Origin of the sequence: Halomonas sp. DQ26W (assembly GCF_003339685.1) — a bacterium.
Classification (GTDB): domain Bacteria; phylum Pseudomonadota; class Gammaproteobacteria; order Pseudomonadales; family Halomonadaceae; genus Halomonas.
The window spans coordinates 68,564-84,524 of record NZ_QPKI01000006.1; the positions used below are offsets into that span (position 1 = coordinate 68,564).

Here is a 15,961-nt window from a genome sequence, read left to right on the forward strand (position 1 = left end):
GGAAAGGGGCATGAAAAGGGGCACCATCATAGCAAGGGTCGAGCGCTGTACGCATGTCACTCAGGAGGCACGGTTTGCCTTCATGGTGTTCTCGCCACCCTCTGACCGGGACAGTTCAAGGGAACCAACCGGTCTCGCCTCCTGTGTGGCGTCGTCTTGCCATGCCAGGCGAGCGGCATTGCCCATCACACTCAGCGAACTCGCCACCATGGCCAGCACGGCCACGAGTGGGGGAATCGCCATGCTCACCGCCAAGCCAAGCGCCAGCGCATTGTAGAGCCCGGAGAGCACCAGGTTCTGGCGCATCACTCGCCGGGTCCGTCGGGCCAGCCGCCAGGCCGACGCCACGCCCTCGATGCCCGGACGCATCAGCACCACCCCGGCCCCTTCCCGAGCTGCCGAACTGGCCCCCAGCGGGGCCACGCCCACCGTCGCGGTGGCCAGTCCCAGCACGTCATTGATGCCATCGCCCACGTAGAGCGAGGGCTGGGGCAGAGCCCTGACGAGCCGGGCCTTGGCTTCGGGGCTACGCTCTGGATAGCACTCCTCGGGAGCCAGGCCCACGGTTCGAGCCAGGCTCTCGACGGCGCCGCGCCGATCACCGCTGATCAGGGCCAACGCAAGGCCGGCTTCTCGTAGAGACGCCAGCGTCTTGCCGGTACCGGGCAGCGGTGTTTCTCCCAGCGTGAAGCCACCCAGCCAACGGCCGTCGCAGGCCAGCAGGATCTCGCTGCTCGACGCCTCGCCGGCCTGCGGTGCGGCAATGTCCTGCTCCGCCAACCAGCCACGACTACCCAGCAGCAGCTCGCGACCATCGGCAAGCCGGGTGCGGCGTCCGCGCCCGACAAACTCCTCTGCGAGACTGTTCCCCTTCGCCTCTGCCCCGGCCACGCCTTCGTCGTGCAGATGGCGTCGCAATGCCCTCGCCAGCGGATGCTGGCTGCCCTGGACTGCCTCTGCCGAGAGCGAGAGCAGCGTTGCCTCGGTGACATCAGGCGCCATGCTGACGCCAAGCACCCTCGGCTCCCCTGGCGTCAGCGTGCCGGTCTTGTCGAACGCTGCCGCCCGTATACCCGCCAGGCTTTCGAAGATGCTCGGGTCGCGAAATACCACTCCCTGGGCGAGTGCCTGGCCACTGCCGGCCAGTCCGGCCAGGGGCACCGCCAGGCCCACGGCACAGGGGCAGGCCACGACCAGTACCGACAGCGCCCGCACCAGGGCTTCCTGCCCCGGCACGCCCGCCAGAATCGCCATGCCCCAGGTGAACAGGGCTAGCCCCACGGCCAGCGGACTCAGCCAGGCGGCAAAGCGGTCGGCCAGGCGCTGGAGCTCGCCCTTGCGCGCCTGCTGCCACCACATCTGCTCACGCAGCTTGTCCAGTCGGCACTCACCGACGAGGGCGGTGACTTCAAGCACCAGTGAGCCTCCCAGGTTGCGACAGCCAGCCGCCACGGCGTCTCCCGGCAGGCAGCGGCGCGGAGCACTCTCGCCGGTGAGCGGAGAAAGATCGAGCAGCGCCTCGCCCTCGCAAAGGACTCCATCTAGTGGAAGCACCTCGCCCTCGTCCACTCTAAGGCAGTCGCCATGCGCTACCGCCTTCACCGGGCAGTTTCGCCAGCGGCCCCGCTGCTGCCGTCGCACATCACCGGGAGGCATATGCAGTGCCTGCAGGGCACGCAGGCCGCGATGACGACAGAGGGTCTCGACCAACCGCCCCGCCAGCAGCAACAGGATCAGCATGACCGCCGTGTCGAAGTAGACCTCTGGCGAGCCACGATAGAGCAGCCACAGAGACACCGCCACGGCCCCCAGAGTGCCCAGCGAGACCAGGGCATCCATGCCCGGACGTCGAGCCCGCACGGTGCGCCAGGCGGCACGATAGAACGGCAGTCCGGCATAGGTCACTACCGGCAGGGCAAAGGCGCCCGATACCCAGGCCAGGACCAGCTCCCGTCCAGCATCAGGCAGCGCACCTGCATAGATCAGCAGCGAAGCGAGCATGGTCCACATGCCGAAGGAAGCGGCGATCAGCAGCCGCAGGATGAGGTAGCGACTCTCCTGCTCGAGGCGCGCCTCGGCATCGCCGGCCGCCTCCGGGGGGCCGAGGCGATAGCCGATGCGGCGCACCGCGCTGGCCAGGACGTCCTCGTCGAGTGTCTCGGGTTGGCCACACACAAGCAGGGTAGCGCTGGGATAGTGCAAGCTCGCGGACATGACGCCAGGCAGGCGTGTCAACTGCGCCTCCACCGCCAGGGCGCAGCTGGTGCACCAGAGCCCCTGCACCGAAAAGAGCGCTTCGTCGATGTCTGGGAATTCACTATGGGTAGATGAGGTCATGCCAACAAGCGTAATGGGCCGCCGTCATTTATCCAGCATTGGCACTTCATAGACTGGCCTATAGGCTGCATATGGATACATGGAATTAAAGTCATTACCATGTCGCCATTACCCGCAGCAGACACGCAAGGGGCGCGGCGCCACTCGTCGGCTGCTCGACTTCCTGCTCGAGTGCCGCCATCCGGCGTCGATCGTGACCAAGAGCGCCCTGATCCTGTGCGATCTCTCATGCAGCCGCATGCGTTCTCCGCCATTTTGATACTTTCAACCGACCGCCACCTCGTATCCGGTGAACTTGCGCAGGTTGATCACGCCACTGTCGAGGATCAGATACTGGCCCTTCAAGCCCAGCAGGGTGCCTGCCACAACGGGGTTCTTGTCGAAGTTGTGGGAAACGATCTTGCGGGGAAACTCCAGCACCGGGTAGTCGAAATTGACCGGCTGTTGATCGAGGACACGGATGGTATCGGCGCCGAAGCGCTCGTGCAGGTTGGCCAGCCCCCCTTCCAGGCGCGCCAGCAGCCGATCCCGCTCGACGCAAAGATCCAGCGACTCGACCTCGCCCTTGAGCATAGCACGCCAGTTGGTGCGATCGGCCACCTCCTCCTTGAACAACATCTCGACGAAGCCCGACTGCTGACGCGTATCGACCTGCAATACCGGCAGGGCCTGGATCGCTCCCTGGTCCAGCCAGCGGGTCGGCACCTGGGTGCCGCGGGTGATGCCGACCTTGAGGCCGGAGGAGTTGGCCAGGTAGACCACATGGGGCTGGAAGCAGTGGCGCTCCCCCCACTCGGGCTCGCGGCAGGTGCCGGCGAAATAATGACAGGTCTCCGGCTTCATGATGCAGGTATCGCACTGGGCCAGCTTCTTGAAGCAGGGATAGCAGTGGCCCTGGGCAAAGCTCTTCTTGGTCGCACGACCGCAGTGGGTGCAAGCGATGGCGCCCGTCCACGTCAGACGCAGCGATTGGCCCAGGCGGGCATTCAGGTCGAGACGCTGCTCGCCGGCGCGCAGGGTATAGCGTACCGGCTCACCCTGTTCACCGGGGACGATAGCCATCTTGCTCAGGCAGCCCTGAATGACGGCGGGATTGATTTCTGTCTTTTCAATAATTTTCATAGGAAGTGCGGCATAGATTGGCGAGCGGGATGAAGAGCAAGGCGCACGCAGCGCAGACACCGGAGCCTATGCGTTACTAGGTGAGGATGTCGAGCAGCGCGCAACGAAGCGATTCGCACGCGCAGCCATGTATGCCGTATTTCCTCAGTCACGGGTGGCATCCCGGGCTAAGCCAGCCAGCTCCGGCGGCACATCGGCACCGGAGCTGGCGCTACCGCAGGTGCGCTGCTCCAGATAGCCGACCCGCTCTGCCTCAGGCACGTTGTTTTCCACCTCGTAGCGCATCACTGCCTCGAGGCAGAGTTCGGTCTGTTCAGGGGTTAACATCCGACCATCCGGCCATTTACGCAGGGCCACCGCCTGCTTGAGGCTATCGTAAATGACCGGGGTCATCTGCTGGATCATGCGATCGAAGGTCATATCGCTCATGGAAAACTCTCAGGTTAGGGGAAACGCTGAATAAATCGGTAAGCAGCACGCAACGCAGGGATTCGCCCGTGCAGCCATTTAGACAGTGTTTCCTAGCGGCGGGCACGGCTGGAATAATACCACCCCAAGGCGAGGCCCACGACCAGTCCGCCAAGGTGCGCCTCGTTGGCCACATTGCCGAAGCCTACGGCAGCAGCAGCGTCGGTCATGGTGAAAACCATCCAGCCCAGCATGAAGACCACCAGCATCTGTGGCACGAAGAAGCCACTTTGTGGCGCACGCCGGGACATCAGCCAGACATAGCCCAGCAAGGCAAAGTCCACCCCGGACATGCCGCCGAACAGCACGGTGCCGGTGGCGTACTGGGCCAAGTTGGCGCCGATCCCGGCCATCAGCAGGATCAGCAGCATACGCCAAGATCCCTGCAGGGCCTCGACCTGCCGGCCGAAATACCACAGCCAGAGCATGTTGAAGATCAGGTGCATCCAGCCGAAATGCAAGAAGGCAGGAGACAGCAGCCGCCATATCTGCCCCGTGGCCATCGCATCACCCAGGCTACCGAACATGACGCTACCGTTGACGATGCCGACGGGTACGATGGTTAGCGAGGCCACCACGATATCGCCCATCATAGCCATCAGGGCGAATACCAGCAGGGAGAGGGCCAGTGCCGTGGCCGTGACCGGCGCCTGCCGAAAAGGGACTGCCAGCGAGGTGCCCCCCGTAGCCGCTCGACGCCGTTCGGTCATGAGCTGTTCGCCCCGCTGCCAGCTCGACAACAGCTGCATCATGGCATCATGCTGGTCGAGGTTGGCCAGCCACAGCACCTGCCCCTCCTCCTCTGCGGTGAAGCGGTGACCGATCCGGTGGGCCCAAAGCGCTCGGCGCAGCTCTCCGATCTCGGCATCATGGGGAAACAGCATGATGCGGTACATGAACACTCCCTGAATTCATTACGGGTTCAATTCTGCGTTGCAAAGGCGAGCGCCACAATGGCTTGAGCAGGAAAATAGGGTTTGCACGAGGGTTTGCACGAGTGCGGCGTACCGACGCAAATAAAAAATCCGGCGGAGGGGGCCGCCGGATAAGAGCAAGGGATCATTCAAGGGAACACTTACTCTGATGAGCTTTGCAGCGGGAAGTTCATGGCCGATAGAAAAAATATTGTTATTCTTTGTAATGGTAATGGCATTGCCAACCTCCTGCGCGGCACCGCTCAATCGAAATCGATTTCCCACGGCCTGGGCCTAGCCGCCTCCTCCTGGGGCACCCGAACCCAGACGAAGTGATTAGCATCCAACCTCTGCTCGCCGCTCCAGCGATAGGCCACGAGGCGCCCGAACTTCACCGCGCTGTAGTCGAGACAGGCGATGTTGGCCGTCGGCAGCGCTGGCACACCCTCGCACCAGTAGTGGCCAATGAACAGCGGCGGCTGATCAAGTCCATAATGCGGCAGACGAGCAAACTCGTCCGTGCTGAGCTCACGCGCCTCGAGGTCCCCCGGCAGGTTGTCGGGCTGGAAGATCACATCGCCCCAGTTTCGCGGCTCCCGCGCCCAGAAATGGGCCCGGAAACTACGCCGGGTAAAACCATCGCCGGAGTGGATCTCCACGCCTTCAGGCAAAGGCAGGTGTACACCGCGAGTCAGACGATCGAGCACTCGACAGGCGAGAGTGTCCGCGGACACAGACTGCTGCAGGAACGTCTCGTCGATGATGCCGCCAGGGCACTCCCGCTCGAGCGCATCGATCAGGGGCTGGTCCCAGCAGGCATGTACCACCCGAAAATCGCCGAAGTCCAGATAGAGAGGGATCTCCATGAACCAGGCCAGCGTCTCGTCCCACTCCGCCGGATGGTCGCGATACTGGTCCAGGGTCTCCTTGATGATGCGATTGTGTCGCGGCGAATGCTCACGCAGCCACTCCCGGCCCAGACCCCGGGGCGCACGATGGCAGTAGGCCAGCGCATTGTATTCATGGTTGCCCATGACGATATGCGCCTCGCCGTCCTCAACCATGCGCCGGGCAATGTTCACCGCCAGGCGGATACGGGGGCCTCGGTCGATCAGGTCACCCAGGAAGATCACTCGGCGGCGCGGGTGGCGATAGACACCGCCACGTTGATGGTAGCCGAGCTTCTCCAGCAAGGCGCCCAGGGTAGCGCCGCAGCCGTGTACGTCACCGATGAGATCGTAGCCTTCGATTGCTGCCTGTCTTGTCACGTCAGTCCCCCAGCCGGTTGCTCCAGCCCAGCTTGCTGCGCAGGACCTCGTAGAAATTGTGGCCCGGGGGATGCACCAGTTGAACCCGCTGCGGCTTGCGCTTCACGACCAGCACATCGTCGGGCTTGGCCACGGCACGCGTTTGGCCATCGCAGCTGATATGCGGGTAGGTCTGGTTGGTCTCGCCGATATGCACGCGGATTTCGCTGGCCGCGTCGATCACGATGGGCCGGCTGGAGAGGGTATGGGGAAACATCGGCACCAATTCGATGACTTCCAGCTTGGGATGCATGATGGAGCCGCCCCCTGAGAGGGCATAAGCGGTGGACCCGGTCGGCGTAGCGATGATCAGGCCATCGCTGCGCTGGCTGTAGACGAACTGGTCGTCGATGAACAGCTCGAACTCGATCATCCGCACCGCCTTGCCCGGGTGCAGCACGACCTCGTTGAGGGCATCGCCGCTGCCGACCTGTGTTCCATCCCGGTAGAGTTCGACATCGAGCAGGAATCGCTCCTCGACCTCGTACTGCCCAGCCAGCACCTGGCCAACACGCTCCTCGAGCTCGTCCGGTGAAATATCGGTGAGAAACCCCAGGCGACCACGATTGACGCCCAGCACCAGGGTGCCGCTGTGACAGAGCGTGCGAGCCGCACCCAGCAGACTGCCGTCCCCACCCACCACGATAATCAGATCGCAGAGCTCACCGAGGGTGCGGCGACTGGCTTCCGGATGCCCATGGCCGATCAGCACGGTAGCGGTGCGATCCTCGATGATCACGTGGTAGTCCCGCTCATCAAGAAAATGCATCAAGCGATTGAGCGTGTCGACCACCTTGGCACTGCCCAGGCGACCGATCAGACCGATGTTCTTGAAGGTTTGCATGCCCTGGCCTCTCGGATCACGGCCGGCCATTATGGAGGCTGGCAGCAGGCCGGGCAAACTCAAGCCGTAACAGCCGCCCGGCGGCGCAGCCACCACTCGTTGAGAAACAACGAGCCGATGATAATGGCTCCGCCGACGGCCAGGCGCGGCAAGTCGGCCTCGCGGTTCCAGATCAACAGGTTGACCAGCAGCCCCGCGGGGATCAAAGCATTGTTCATGATCGCCAGGGCACCGGCATCCACGCGGGTCGCCCCCAGGTTCCACAGGAAGTAACCAATGCCGGAAGCCACCAGGCCCAGCCAGGCGAGCACGCCCCACTGCAGGCTAGTGGTGGGCATGGCTGCGGTATTGCCCAGCAGGGCAAAGGCTGGCAGTGCAACCAGTAGCGCACCGAGATAAAACCAGGCAAAGACACTATGACGTGGCAGCGATGACGGCAGGGTTGCCGAAAGACGGCGATAACCCACCTGACCCAGGGCGAAACAGAGATTGGCGCCCTGCACCACCAGGAACCCGAGCCAGAAACCGCTATCGAGCCCCTGGTAGCGGATCACCGCCGCCCCCAGCACGGCAAGGGCCGCCGTGAGCAGGTAGAAAGGTGTGAAGCGGCCGAACAGCGCATCGTCGAGTAGCGTGACGTAAAGAGGCGTGAAGATGGTGAAGAGCAAGACTTCCGGAACCGACAGCAGCAGGAATGACTGATAGAAGAAGATATACATCACGCCGAGCTGAACCGCGCCCAGCGCCATGAGTGTCAGTCGCTGGCGTCCGCGAAGCAGCGATGGCCTCAGGAACGGCAAAAATACCACCGCCGCCAGGACAACTCGTACAAGCACGGCAAAATAGCTGTCCACCTGACCGGCCAGGTAGACACCAATCAATGAGAATGAGAAAGCCCATAGTGCAGTGACGCCAATCAGATAGCCCACGGTAAACTCCATTGAGCGTGAAAGTTGACAGCAATTATACGCACAACCAGACCCACTTCAATTCTCCTGTCGCCGTTCTCCTTGGCCTGGCTGAGCCACCCGAGGCCATTACTCCCTAGCGGCCGGCAGTGCGGCTTCTTCGCTTCGACTACAGGCAAAGTACTCATCATAACGGACCTCTGCCTGATCACCGAACAGTATGGCGCAGGCCTCTCTCAACCCCGGGGAGTCACGTATTGCCGCCTCGTGCACAACGAGGGCGATCTTGGAGCGCCGACGCAGGAAATCCTCCAGCCGAGTGACCATTTCACGTCGCTGAGCATGCCGCAGTTCGCAACGCAGGTATTCGGTTCCCTCAATCAACACCTCCGCCTGACGCGGGTCCTCGCGGATCTCCTCGAGCATCTCCAGAGCATGGGTTCCATAACGACGCCACAAGCGGATCGACAACGGCTCGGAAGCTTCCTGTGCCGTCATGCTGTCGAGCCCCATGAGGGCGGCCTGATGCATGAACTCCTGACGGACTTCTTCCGGCGGCTCGCCATACCAGCGATGGCCCGGGTGGGGTATCGTCACCCCCATGTCGCGAACGGCATCGACCACCTCATCGCCGACATTGAGGCAATCGGTGAGCTTGCCGCCGAATATGCTCAGGTGGGCCTCGTCGGAATTGATGTCGATGGCATGCTTGCGGGATAGCTGTAGAAAGTCACGGTCTCCGCCGCCGTTGTCCCGCACAGCCAGGGGGCGAACGCCGCAACGGGTGGAAATGATATCGTCGGTGGTGAGTGGGCTGTCCAGGGTAAGACGCTTGTTGATGTTGTCCAGGACGAAGCGGATATCGTCCTCGGTAACCCCGACTTCCGGCTTCTCGACCCGGGTGTCGGTGGTACCGATACAGGTTCTCGGTCCCATGGGGATGACGAAGAAGAGGCGACCGTCATCGGCGAAGAAGGCCAATACGCGCTGACTATCGGTCAGTCGCGGTACGATCAGATGGATGCCCTTGGAGTAGACGTGATGATAATCAGTCTGCTGCCCCGTCAGGGCGTTGTGTTTGTCTACCCAGGGCCCCGCCGCATTGATCAGTACTCGCGAGCGCACTTCCAGCGTTCTGCCATCCATTACGTCGCGCAACTGGGTGACCCAAAGCCCGTTCTCACGCTTTCCACCCAGTGACTCGACGTAATTGACTGCCACGCCACCGTAGTTGAGCGCCCCGCGCACGAAGTTGAAGACGAAGCGGGCGTCGTTGTCATGTAAGTAGGCATCCGAATACTCGAAGCCACCAATGGCCTCTCCCACGTCAACAATCCCTTCGCCCTGCTTGATTGCCGAGGGTGTCAGGAAACGGGGGATACGCGTAAAACCATTGCCAATCAGCCAGTAGAACCAGCTGCCGGCCCAGAGATAGCGAGGATGGTATCGAAAGCCCTTGGAAATGGTGGTCAGGAAACGTATCTCCTGCACCGTAGAGGGGTAGCTCTTGATCAGGTGATTGCGACTCTTGCAAAGCTTGCGAACCAGAGCGAAATCACGGCTCTCCATGTACTTGATGCCGCCCCAGACCAGATTGGAAGAGTGCATGCTGGTGCTACCGGCGAAATCACCGCGTTCGACCAATGCCACCCTGGCACCCTTTCCGGCCAGGGCCGCCGCGGCGGCTGCACCATTGATGCCCCCACCGACGATCAAGACGTCGAAGACCTCGCCAGTCAACTTGTCGATATTGCTGCTGCGCAGTTGCATGTGCGGACCTATCGGAAAAATCGGACCTTTTCGAAAAAAAACCCGCTCGGCAAGCGCCGAGCGGGGCAATAGTTGACCCGGTCAGGCTACCGGAAACACGAACAGCGAGTGTCGGGCTTGGACGCGGCAGGCCTGTTTCGGCTTGCCGCGCCGGTGATAGTGGTCTCGGTCAGGCACCACCGCCCGACGGAACCCTCAACGTGTACCAGCGGCCATCCATTCCTCCATCATCTCGTCATAGGGAACGGTAGTGCCCTGCGGCATCTCATCGTCGAGCTTGGCCTTGGGAGCGCCATCCTGCGACAGCCAGTATTCGGCGTCCTGCTCGTCGTTGAGCATCGGCGGGTAGGACTCGAAGACATTGGCCCGAGCCAGGCGGGACATGATGTTGTCCATGGCGTTGGCCAGATTATCGAGACCTTCCTGGGGCGTGATCTCACCGCTGATGACCGGCGCCAGATTCTGCCACCAAAGCGGTGCCATGCGCGGATAGTCAGGCACGTTGGTACCGGTCGGGGTCCACATGGACTCGTTGGGGCTGCGGTAGAACTCCACCAGGCCGCCCAACTTCGGTGCCATCTCGGTCATCTGCTCGGAGAAGATATCGGACTCGCGGATCGGCGTCAGGCCAGCCATCAGCTTCTCGAGGGAGACCGACTTGGCCACGGTGAACTGACCGAACAGCCAAGCAGCGGTACGACGGTCCTCGGGGGTGGAATCGAAGAAGGTCCATGAGCCCACGTCCTGATAGCCGACCTTCATGCCCTCCTCCCAGTACGGGCCCACCGGGGACGGCGCCATGCGCCACTTGGGGTTGCCTTCTTCATCGGTTACCGCAACGCTCGGATCGGTCATGTCAGCTGTGAAGGCGGTGTACCAGAAGATCTGCTGGGCGATCTGACCCTGGGCAGGCACCGGACCAGCCTCGCCGAAGGTCATACCCTGCGCTTCGGGTGGCGCATAGTCGCGAAGCCAATCCACGGCCTTCTGCATGGCGAATACCGACGCAGGTGCATTGGTGCCGCCACCGCGGGTTACGCTGGCACCTACCGGACGGCTCTCTTCGTCGACACGGATACCCCAATCGTCCACCGGGTTACCGAACGGAATACCGGGGCTGCCCATGCCCGCCATGGAGAGCCAGGAGTCGTGGAAACGCCAGCCAAGCGACGGATCACGACGACCGTAGTCCATGTGCCCATAAACCCGCACGCCATCGATCTCACCGACGTGCTCGGTAAAGAACTCGGCGATATTCTCGTAGGCCGTCCAGTTGGTCGGTACACCCAGGTCGTACCCGTAGATGTCGCGGAACTGCTCCTGGAGGTCCTCGCGCTGGAACCAGTCATAGCGGAACCAGTAAAGGTTGGCGAACTGCTGGGCCGGTAGCTGGTAGATACTGCCATCCGGTCCGGTGGTGTACTGGATGCCGATGAAATCTTCCAGGTCCAATGTGGGTAGCGTGTAGTCAGCCCACTCGTTCTCCATCGCTTCGGAAAGATTGATGGTGGTGCCGTAGCGTATATGGGTGCCGATGGCATCGGAGTCGTTGATGAAGCCGTCGTAAATATTGCGACCCGTCTGCATCTGGGTCTGCATGTTGTCGACCAGATCTCCCTCGCCGATGATGTTGTGCGTCACGCTGATGCCGGTCAACTCCTCGAAGGCCGGCGCCAACACGTCGCGCTCCCAGACGTGGGTGGTCAAACCCTCGGCGACGGTATTGATTTCCATGCCGCGAAAAGATTCAGCGGCCTGGGCAAACCACAGCAGCTCTTCTATCTGCTCCTCCCGGGAGAGCGTGGAATTCTGAAAGTGTTCATCGACCAGTCGTTCGGCGATGGCCCGCGCATCGTGGGAGTCGGCGTGCAGACTAGCGGATGCAAGCATCAAGCTACCTGCAATCACCGTCAGTTTCATCCTGTTGTTTTTCATGTGGACCTCGTTTGCTTGTTATCGTCTTCCATGACGTAAATAACCATCCATGCCACCTTGATTCAGCCCCAACGCATCAACACCAGCAACCATAGAATGGAAGCCGCCAGAGCAAACCAAATCGAAATATCCGTGAACCCGACTACTGCCAGATGGATGTAGGCAGCAGAAAGCAGGCCAATGAATAAGCGATCACCACGTGTCGTGGAAATCGGTAGAAACCCCTTTCGTTCTATCGAGGGTGAGACCACCTCCCATACCGTCATACCAGCCAGCATGGCGCCTATTGTAGAAAAGAAAATTGCCGTAGGTACCGTCCAGACCATCCAGGACATTTTCAAACCCTCCTGCTCAAGTACGGCCCAGGGCAAAGCCCTTGGCAATATGATTACGCACAAAATAGACGACGACGATGCCAGGCAATATGGTAAGCACGCCGGCTGCCGCCAGGGTTCCCCAGTCGATACCCGATGCCGTCGAGGTACGCGTCATGATCGATGCGATCGGTTGAGCATTGGTGGCGGTCAGAGTGCGGGAAAGCAACAGCTCGACCCACGAGAACATGAACAGGAAGAACAGGGTCACGCCGATGCCAGAGCGGATCATTGGGATGAATATCGTGACGAAGAAGCGGGGAAAGCTGTAGCCATCGATATAGGCAGTTTCATCAACCTCCTTGGGAACGCTGCTCATAAAGCCTTCGAGTATCCAGATCGCCAAGGGAATATTGAAGAGGCAATGAGCCAACGCTACGGCGATATGCGTGTCGAAAAGGCCTACGGAGTAGTAGAGTTGGAAATAGGGCAGCAGGAACACCGCCGGTGGCGCCATCAGGTTGGTCAGCAGCCAGAAGAACAGATGCTTGTCACCGATGAACTTGAAGCGGCTGAAAGCGTAAGCGGCGGGCAGGGCCACCGAGATGCTGATCAGCATATTCATCAGCACGTAGGCCAACGAATTGACGTAGCCCATGTACCAGTTGGAATCGGTGAAGATGCGCGTATAGTTGGCGATGGTAAAATTCTGCGGCCAGAACGAGAAGTTACCAAGTATTTCAGTGTTGGTCTGAAATGACAGATTGAGCAGCCAGTAGATCGGCAGCATCACGAAGACGAGATAGAGCCCGAGCAAGGTGCGGCGACGCCAACGAGTGGCTGTCCCACGTGCCAGCTTGCGACGCTTGGCAGCGCTCTCGGCGGCCTGTCGGCGAACGGTGTCAGGCGTGGTCGGTACGGAGCGAGTCATATCAGGCTCCTCCCTGATTGGTATTATCTTTTTGCATATTCATGATGGCGGTATAGAAGACCCAACTGACCAGGAGGATAATCAAGAAGTAGATCAGAGAGAATGCCGCCGACGGCCCCAGGTCCTGCTGGCCGATGGCCATGGTGGTCAACGACTGGCTAAGGAAGGTGGTGGAGCTACCCGGCCCGCCTCCCGTCAACACGAACGGCTCGGCGTAGATCATGAAGGAGTGCATGAAGCGAAGCAGAATGCCGATGACCAGCACATTGGTAAGCTTGGGAAGCTGGATATAGCGGAACACCGCCCACTTCGATGCCCTGTCGATGCGGGCAGCCTGGTAGTAGGCATCGGGGATCGAACGCAGGCCGCTATAGCAGAGCAGAGCGATCAGCGGCGTCCAGTGCCAGACATCCATCAGGATGATGGTGGCCCAAGCATCGGCGGGGTTGCGGGTGATATTGTAGGCGTAGCCCAACTCACGGATGCCCACGCCCATCAGTCCGATATCGCCACGGGTGAAGAGCTGCCAGATACTACCGACCACGTTCCAGGGAATCAGCAGGGGCAAGGTTATAAGAATCAGAACGGCAGATGCCTGCCAGCCACGCTTTGGCATCAATAGTGCGATACCGATGCCGAGCGGTATCTGGATGGCCAATATGGTAAAGGAAAAGGCAAACTGACGCAGCAGAGCAGCCTGCAACGTCGGATTGTTCAGCATCGTCTCGAACCATTCGGTTCCTGTGAAGAAACGCGTATTGGCATCGAAAACGTCCTGGACCGAATAATTGACTACGGTCATCAAGGGTATGATGGCGGAAAAGGCCACCAGCAATAGCATGGGCAGGATAAGAAACCACGCCTTGTTGTTATATACCTTATTCATTACCTATCTCCACGCGATACTCGTCGACGTACAGATTCAAATGCGCCTCCGGGAAGCGCACATGAACCCGATCCCCTGACACGACTTGATCCTCATTGATACGCGCCTTGAGATTCAGGCCAGCGAACAGGAAGGAAAAAATGCGATAGGTGCCAAGGTCCTGGGTGCTCTTTACCTCCACCATGCAGGTATCGTCGGATGCTTCCGACAGCACCTCGACAAACTCAGGACGTATACCGATTTTGAGATTTCGCGAATCTGCACGCCGCATGGCCGTCTGGATGCGATGGCTCAATGGAAAAGGGGTATCATTGACTCGAGCACCCGTCTCCGTCAGTTCGACATCGAGAAAATTCATCCCCGGGCTACCGATAAAATAGCCCACGAAAGTGTGTGCCGGCTCTTCGAACAACTCGCGCGGGGTACCGAACTGAACCACCTGACCTTCATACATCACGGCGATCTTATCGGCGAAGGTAGACGCTTCAAGCTGATCGTGCGTCACATAAATCATGGTGATATTGAATTTTTCGTGGATCTCCTTGAGCTTGCGGCGCAGCTTCCACTTGAGCTGAGGATCGATGACCGTCAGCGGTTCATCGAAGAGGATGGCGGAGACATCCTCTCGCACCAGCCCGCGCCCCATCGATACTTTCTGCTTTTCATCCGCAGTCAGGTTCTTTGCCTTGCGCTTGAGCAACGAGGTGAGATCCAGAATATCCGCCACTTCTTCGACACGCTGTTTTACCTTGTCTGCCGGTGTCCCGACATTTCGCAGAGGGAATGCCAGATTGTCGAAAACCGTCATGGTGTCGTAAATAACCGGGAACTGGAAAACCTGAGCGATATTGCGCTCTTCAGGGGGCAATTCGTTCATGACCTGATCATCGAACAGTACCTGCCCATCAGAGGGTGTCAGCAGCCCAGAGATGATATTGAGCAGGGTAGATTTACCACAGCCTGAAGGTCCCAGGAGTGCATAGGCGCCCCCCTGATGCCACACGTGACTCATTTCGCGTATCGCATAGTCTTGTGGCCCTGCTGGATTGGGTGAATAGCTGTGAGCCAGCGTTTTCAAAGTGATCTGAGCCATCTCACTGCACTCCTGGCCGTGCAGGAATGTGTACGACGCCACCACTCCTGTCAAAGGCATATATCTTGTGTGTCGGAAAATAGATCTTGATCGACTGATCTACTGAAAACTCATGAATTCCCGCGAGATGGAGTACTAGTTTGAACAGATCATTTCGTACATGCAGGTAGGTTTCAGAGCCACTGATTTCTGCTATATCAACCTTGACCTCAAGCTCCAGGTCATCATCTGCCTGTGGCTGCAAGCCAATATGCGATGCCCTTACCCCGAAGTGGTACTGCCCTGGAGCAAGGTTTTCTAGATCCTGATTCAATGGAAAATGAATGTTTCGGTCGAATGTCACCTCGGAACCCGACACCATAGCCGGTACGATATTGATGGGTGGTTCAGAGAACATCTCGGCGGAAAGTATGTCCTTCGGCCGATGGTAGACATCGTCGGTACGGCCATACTGTAACAGCCGGCCTTCATGCAACACCGCAGTAGAGCCGCCCAGCGCCAGCGCCTCGTTGGGTTCGGTAGTCGCATAGACGGCAATACAGTTACGTGTCTTGAAGAGCTCACGTAGCTCCTCGCGAAACTCCTCGCGCAACTTGTAGTCCAGGTTGACCAGCGGTTCGTCGAACAGGATGAGGTCAGCGTCCTTGACCAGGGCCCGACCCATGGCGGTACGCTGCTGCTGGCCACCCGATAACTCCTGGGGATAACGGTTTAATAGATGCTCGATATGCAACATCTCCGCCGTCTCATTAACCCTCCGGTTAATTTCCGCCTTTGGGACACGCGCCAACTTCAACGGCGAGGCAATGTTGTCGAAGACGGTAAGGCTGGGATAGTTGATGAACTGCTGGTAGACCATCGAAACATTCCGCCGACGAACCGACGTTCGGGTTACGTCTTCCCCGTTCATCAGTAGTCGTCCTCGGGTAGGCGGCTCCAGCCCCGCCATGATTCGCATCAGTGTCGTCTTACCGGCCAGGGTTCTTCCCAGCAGGACATTGAACGAGCCTGGCGCCAGCTCCAGATTGACCCCTTCGATGTGTGTGGCCCCATTGACCACATGATCGATGTTTTCCAGTATCAGTGACATGCTGAGCTCGCTGTCATCGTTATTATGTCGAATTTGTTAGCC

Annotated in this window: 14 protein-coding genes; all 14 read right to left on the reverse strand. The window is 59.8% G+C overall.

Annotated features, from left to right (window positions below; genetic code table 11):
- Window positions 1-60 precede the first annotated feature (60 nt).
- Window positions 61-2,337 (reverse strand): cation-translocating P-type ATPase, encoded by a 2,277-nt coding sequence (locus DU490_RS04730; RefSeq protein ID WP_114573181.1) that lies wholly within the window; start codon window positions 2,335-2,337, stop codon window positions 61-63.
- A 264-nt stretch (window positions 2,338-2,601) separates the two neighbouring features.
- Complete coding sequence (locus DU490_RS04740) at window positions 2,602-3,459, reverse strand: DUF2797 domain-containing protein (RefSeq protein ID WP_114573183.1); 858 nt, start codon at window positions 3,457-3,459, stop codon at window positions 2,602-2,604.
- A 144-nt stretch (window positions 3,460-3,603) separates the two neighbouring features.
- The gene (locus DU490_RS04745; protein WP_114573184.1) at window positions 3,604-3,888 is read right to left on the reverse strand and encodes a YeaC family protein; all 285 of its coding nucleotides are present in this window, start codon (window positions 3,886-3,888) and stop codon (window positions 3,604-3,606) included.
- A gap of 92 nt (window positions 3,889-3,980) precedes the next feature.
- The gene (locus DU490_RS04750; protein WP_114573185.1) at window positions 3,981-4,823 is read right to left on the reverse strand and encodes a rhomboid family intramembrane serine protease; all 843 of its coding nucleotides are present in this window, start codon (window positions 4,821-4,823) and stop codon (window positions 3,981-3,983) included.
- A 281-nt stretch (window positions 4,824-5,104) separates the two neighbouring features.
- A complete protein-coding gene (locus tag DU490_RS04755) occupies window positions 5,105-6,091 on the reverse strand; it encodes a metallophosphoesterase (RefSeq protein ID WP_114573262.1) in 987 nt (328 codons plus the stop codon).
- Window positions 6,092-6,110: 19 nt separating this feature from the next.
- The gene (locus tag DU490_RS04760; RefSeq protein WP_114573186.1) at window positions 6,111-6,992 is read right to left on the reverse strand and encodes an NAD(+) kinase; all 882 of its coding nucleotides are present in this window, start codon (window positions 6,990-6,992) and stop codon (window positions 6,111-6,113) included.
- Between the two features lie 59 nt (window positions 6,993-7,051).
- A complete protein-coding gene (locus DU490_RS04765) occupies window positions 7,052-7,921 on the reverse strand; it encodes a carboxylate/amino acid/amine transporter (protein ID WP_114573187.1) in 870 nt (289 codons plus the stop codon).
- 108 nt (window positions 7,922-8,029) lie between these two features.
- The gene (locus DU490_RS04770) at window positions 8,030-9,670 is read right to left on the reverse strand and encodes a glycerol-3-phosphate dehydrogenase/oxidase (protein ID WP_114573188.1); all 1,641 of its coding nucleotides are present in this window, start codon (window positions 9,668-9,670) and stop codon (window positions 8,030-8,032) included.
- A 195-nt stretch (window positions 9,671-9,865) separates the two neighbouring features.
- The gene (locus DU490_RS04775; protein ID WP_114573189.1) at window positions 9,866-11,605 is read right to left on the reverse strand and encodes an ABC transporter substrate-binding protein; all 1,740 of its coding nucleotides are present in this window, start codon (window positions 11,603-11,605) and stop codon (window positions 9,866-9,868) included.
- Window positions 11,606-11,667: 62 nt separating this feature from the next.
- Window positions 11,668-11,940: a DUF2160 domain-containing protein gene (locus DU490_RS04780; RefSeq protein WP_043511850.1), complete on the reverse strand. Its 273-nt coding sequence runs from the start codon at window positions 11,938-11,940 to the stop codon at window positions 11,668-11,670.
- 16 nt (window positions 11,941-11,956) lie between these two features.
- Window positions 11,957-12,850, reverse strand: a complete 894-nt coding sequence (locus DU490_RS04785) for a carbohydrate ABC transporter permease (protein WP_181869964.1) — start codon at window positions 12,848-12,850, stop codon at window positions 11,957-11,959.
- A gap of 1 nt (window position 12,851) precedes the next feature.
- Window positions 12,852-13,736, reverse strand: a complete 885-nt coding sequence (locus DU490_RS04790; RefSeq protein ID WP_114573190.1) for a carbohydrate ABC transporter permease — start codon at window positions 13,734-13,736, stop codon at window positions 12,852-12,854.
- Window positions 13,729-14,829, reverse strand: coding sequence for an ABC transporter ATP-binding protein (locus DU490_RS04795; protein WP_114573191.1), 1,101 nt, complete (start codon window positions 14,827-14,829; stop codon window positions 13,729-13,731). The genes DU490_RS04790 and DU490_RS04795 overlap by 8 nt, the downstream gene beginning before the upstream one ends.
- A 1-nt stretch (window position 14,830) precedes the next feature.
- Window positions 14,831-15,919 (reverse strand): ABC transporter ATP-binding protein, encoded by a 1,089-nt coding sequence (locus DU490_RS04800; RefSeq protein ID WP_114573192.1) that lies wholly within the window; start codon window positions 15,917-15,919, stop codon window positions 14,831-14,833.
- Between the last annotated feature and the right edge of the window lie 42 nt (window positions 15,920-15,961).

Bases quoted from the DNA above. Each gene is read 5' to 3' on its own strand.
- DU490_RS04730 (WP_114573181.1), bottom strand. From the start codon at position 2,337: ATGACCTCATCTACCCATAGTGAATTCCCAGACATCGACGAAGCGCTC.
- DU490_RS04740 (WP_114573183.1), bottom strand. From the start codon at position 3,459: ATGAAAATTATTGAAAAGACAGAAATCAATCCCGCCGTCATTCAGGGC.
- DU490_RS04745 (WP_114573184.1), bottom strand. From the start codon at position 3,888: ATGAGCGATATGACCTTCGATCGCATGATCCAGCAGATGACCCCGGTC.
- DU490_RS04750 (WP_114573185.1), bottom strand. From the start codon at position 4,823: ATGTACCGCATCATGCTGTTTCCCCATGATGCCGAGATCGGAGAGCTG.
- DU490_RS04760 (WP_114573186.1), bottom strand. From the start codon at position 6,992: ATGCAAACCTTCAAGAACATCGGTCTGATCGGTCGCCTGGGCAGTGCC.
- DU490_RS04770 (WP_114573188.1), bottom strand. From the start codon at position 9,670: ATGCAACTGCGCAGCAGCAATATCGACAAGTTGACTGGCGAGGTCTTC.
- DU490_RS04775 (WP_114573189.1), bottom strand. From the start codon at position 11,605: ATGAAAAACAACAGGATGAAACTGACGGTGATTGCAGGTAGCTTGATG.
- DU490_RS04780 (WP_043511850.1), bottom strand. From the start codon at position 11,940: ATGTCCTGGATGGTCTGGACGGTACCTACGGCAATTTTCTTTTCTACA.
- DU490_RS04785 (WP_181869964.1), bottom strand. From the start codon at position 12,850: ATGACTCGCTCCGTACCGACCACGCCTGACACCGTTCGCCGACAGGCC.
- DU490_RS04790 (WP_114573190.1), bottom strand. From the start codon at position 13,736: ATGAATAAGGTATATAACAACAAGGCGTGGTTTCTTATCCTGCCCATG.
- DU490_RS04795 (WP_114573191.1), bottom strand. From the start codon at position 14,829: ATGGCTCAGATCACTTTGAAAACGCTGGCTCACAGCTATTCACCCAAT.
- DU490_RS04800 (WP_114573192.1), bottom strand. From the start codon at position 15,919: ATGTCACTGATACTGGAAAACATCGATCATGTGGTCAATGGGGCCACA.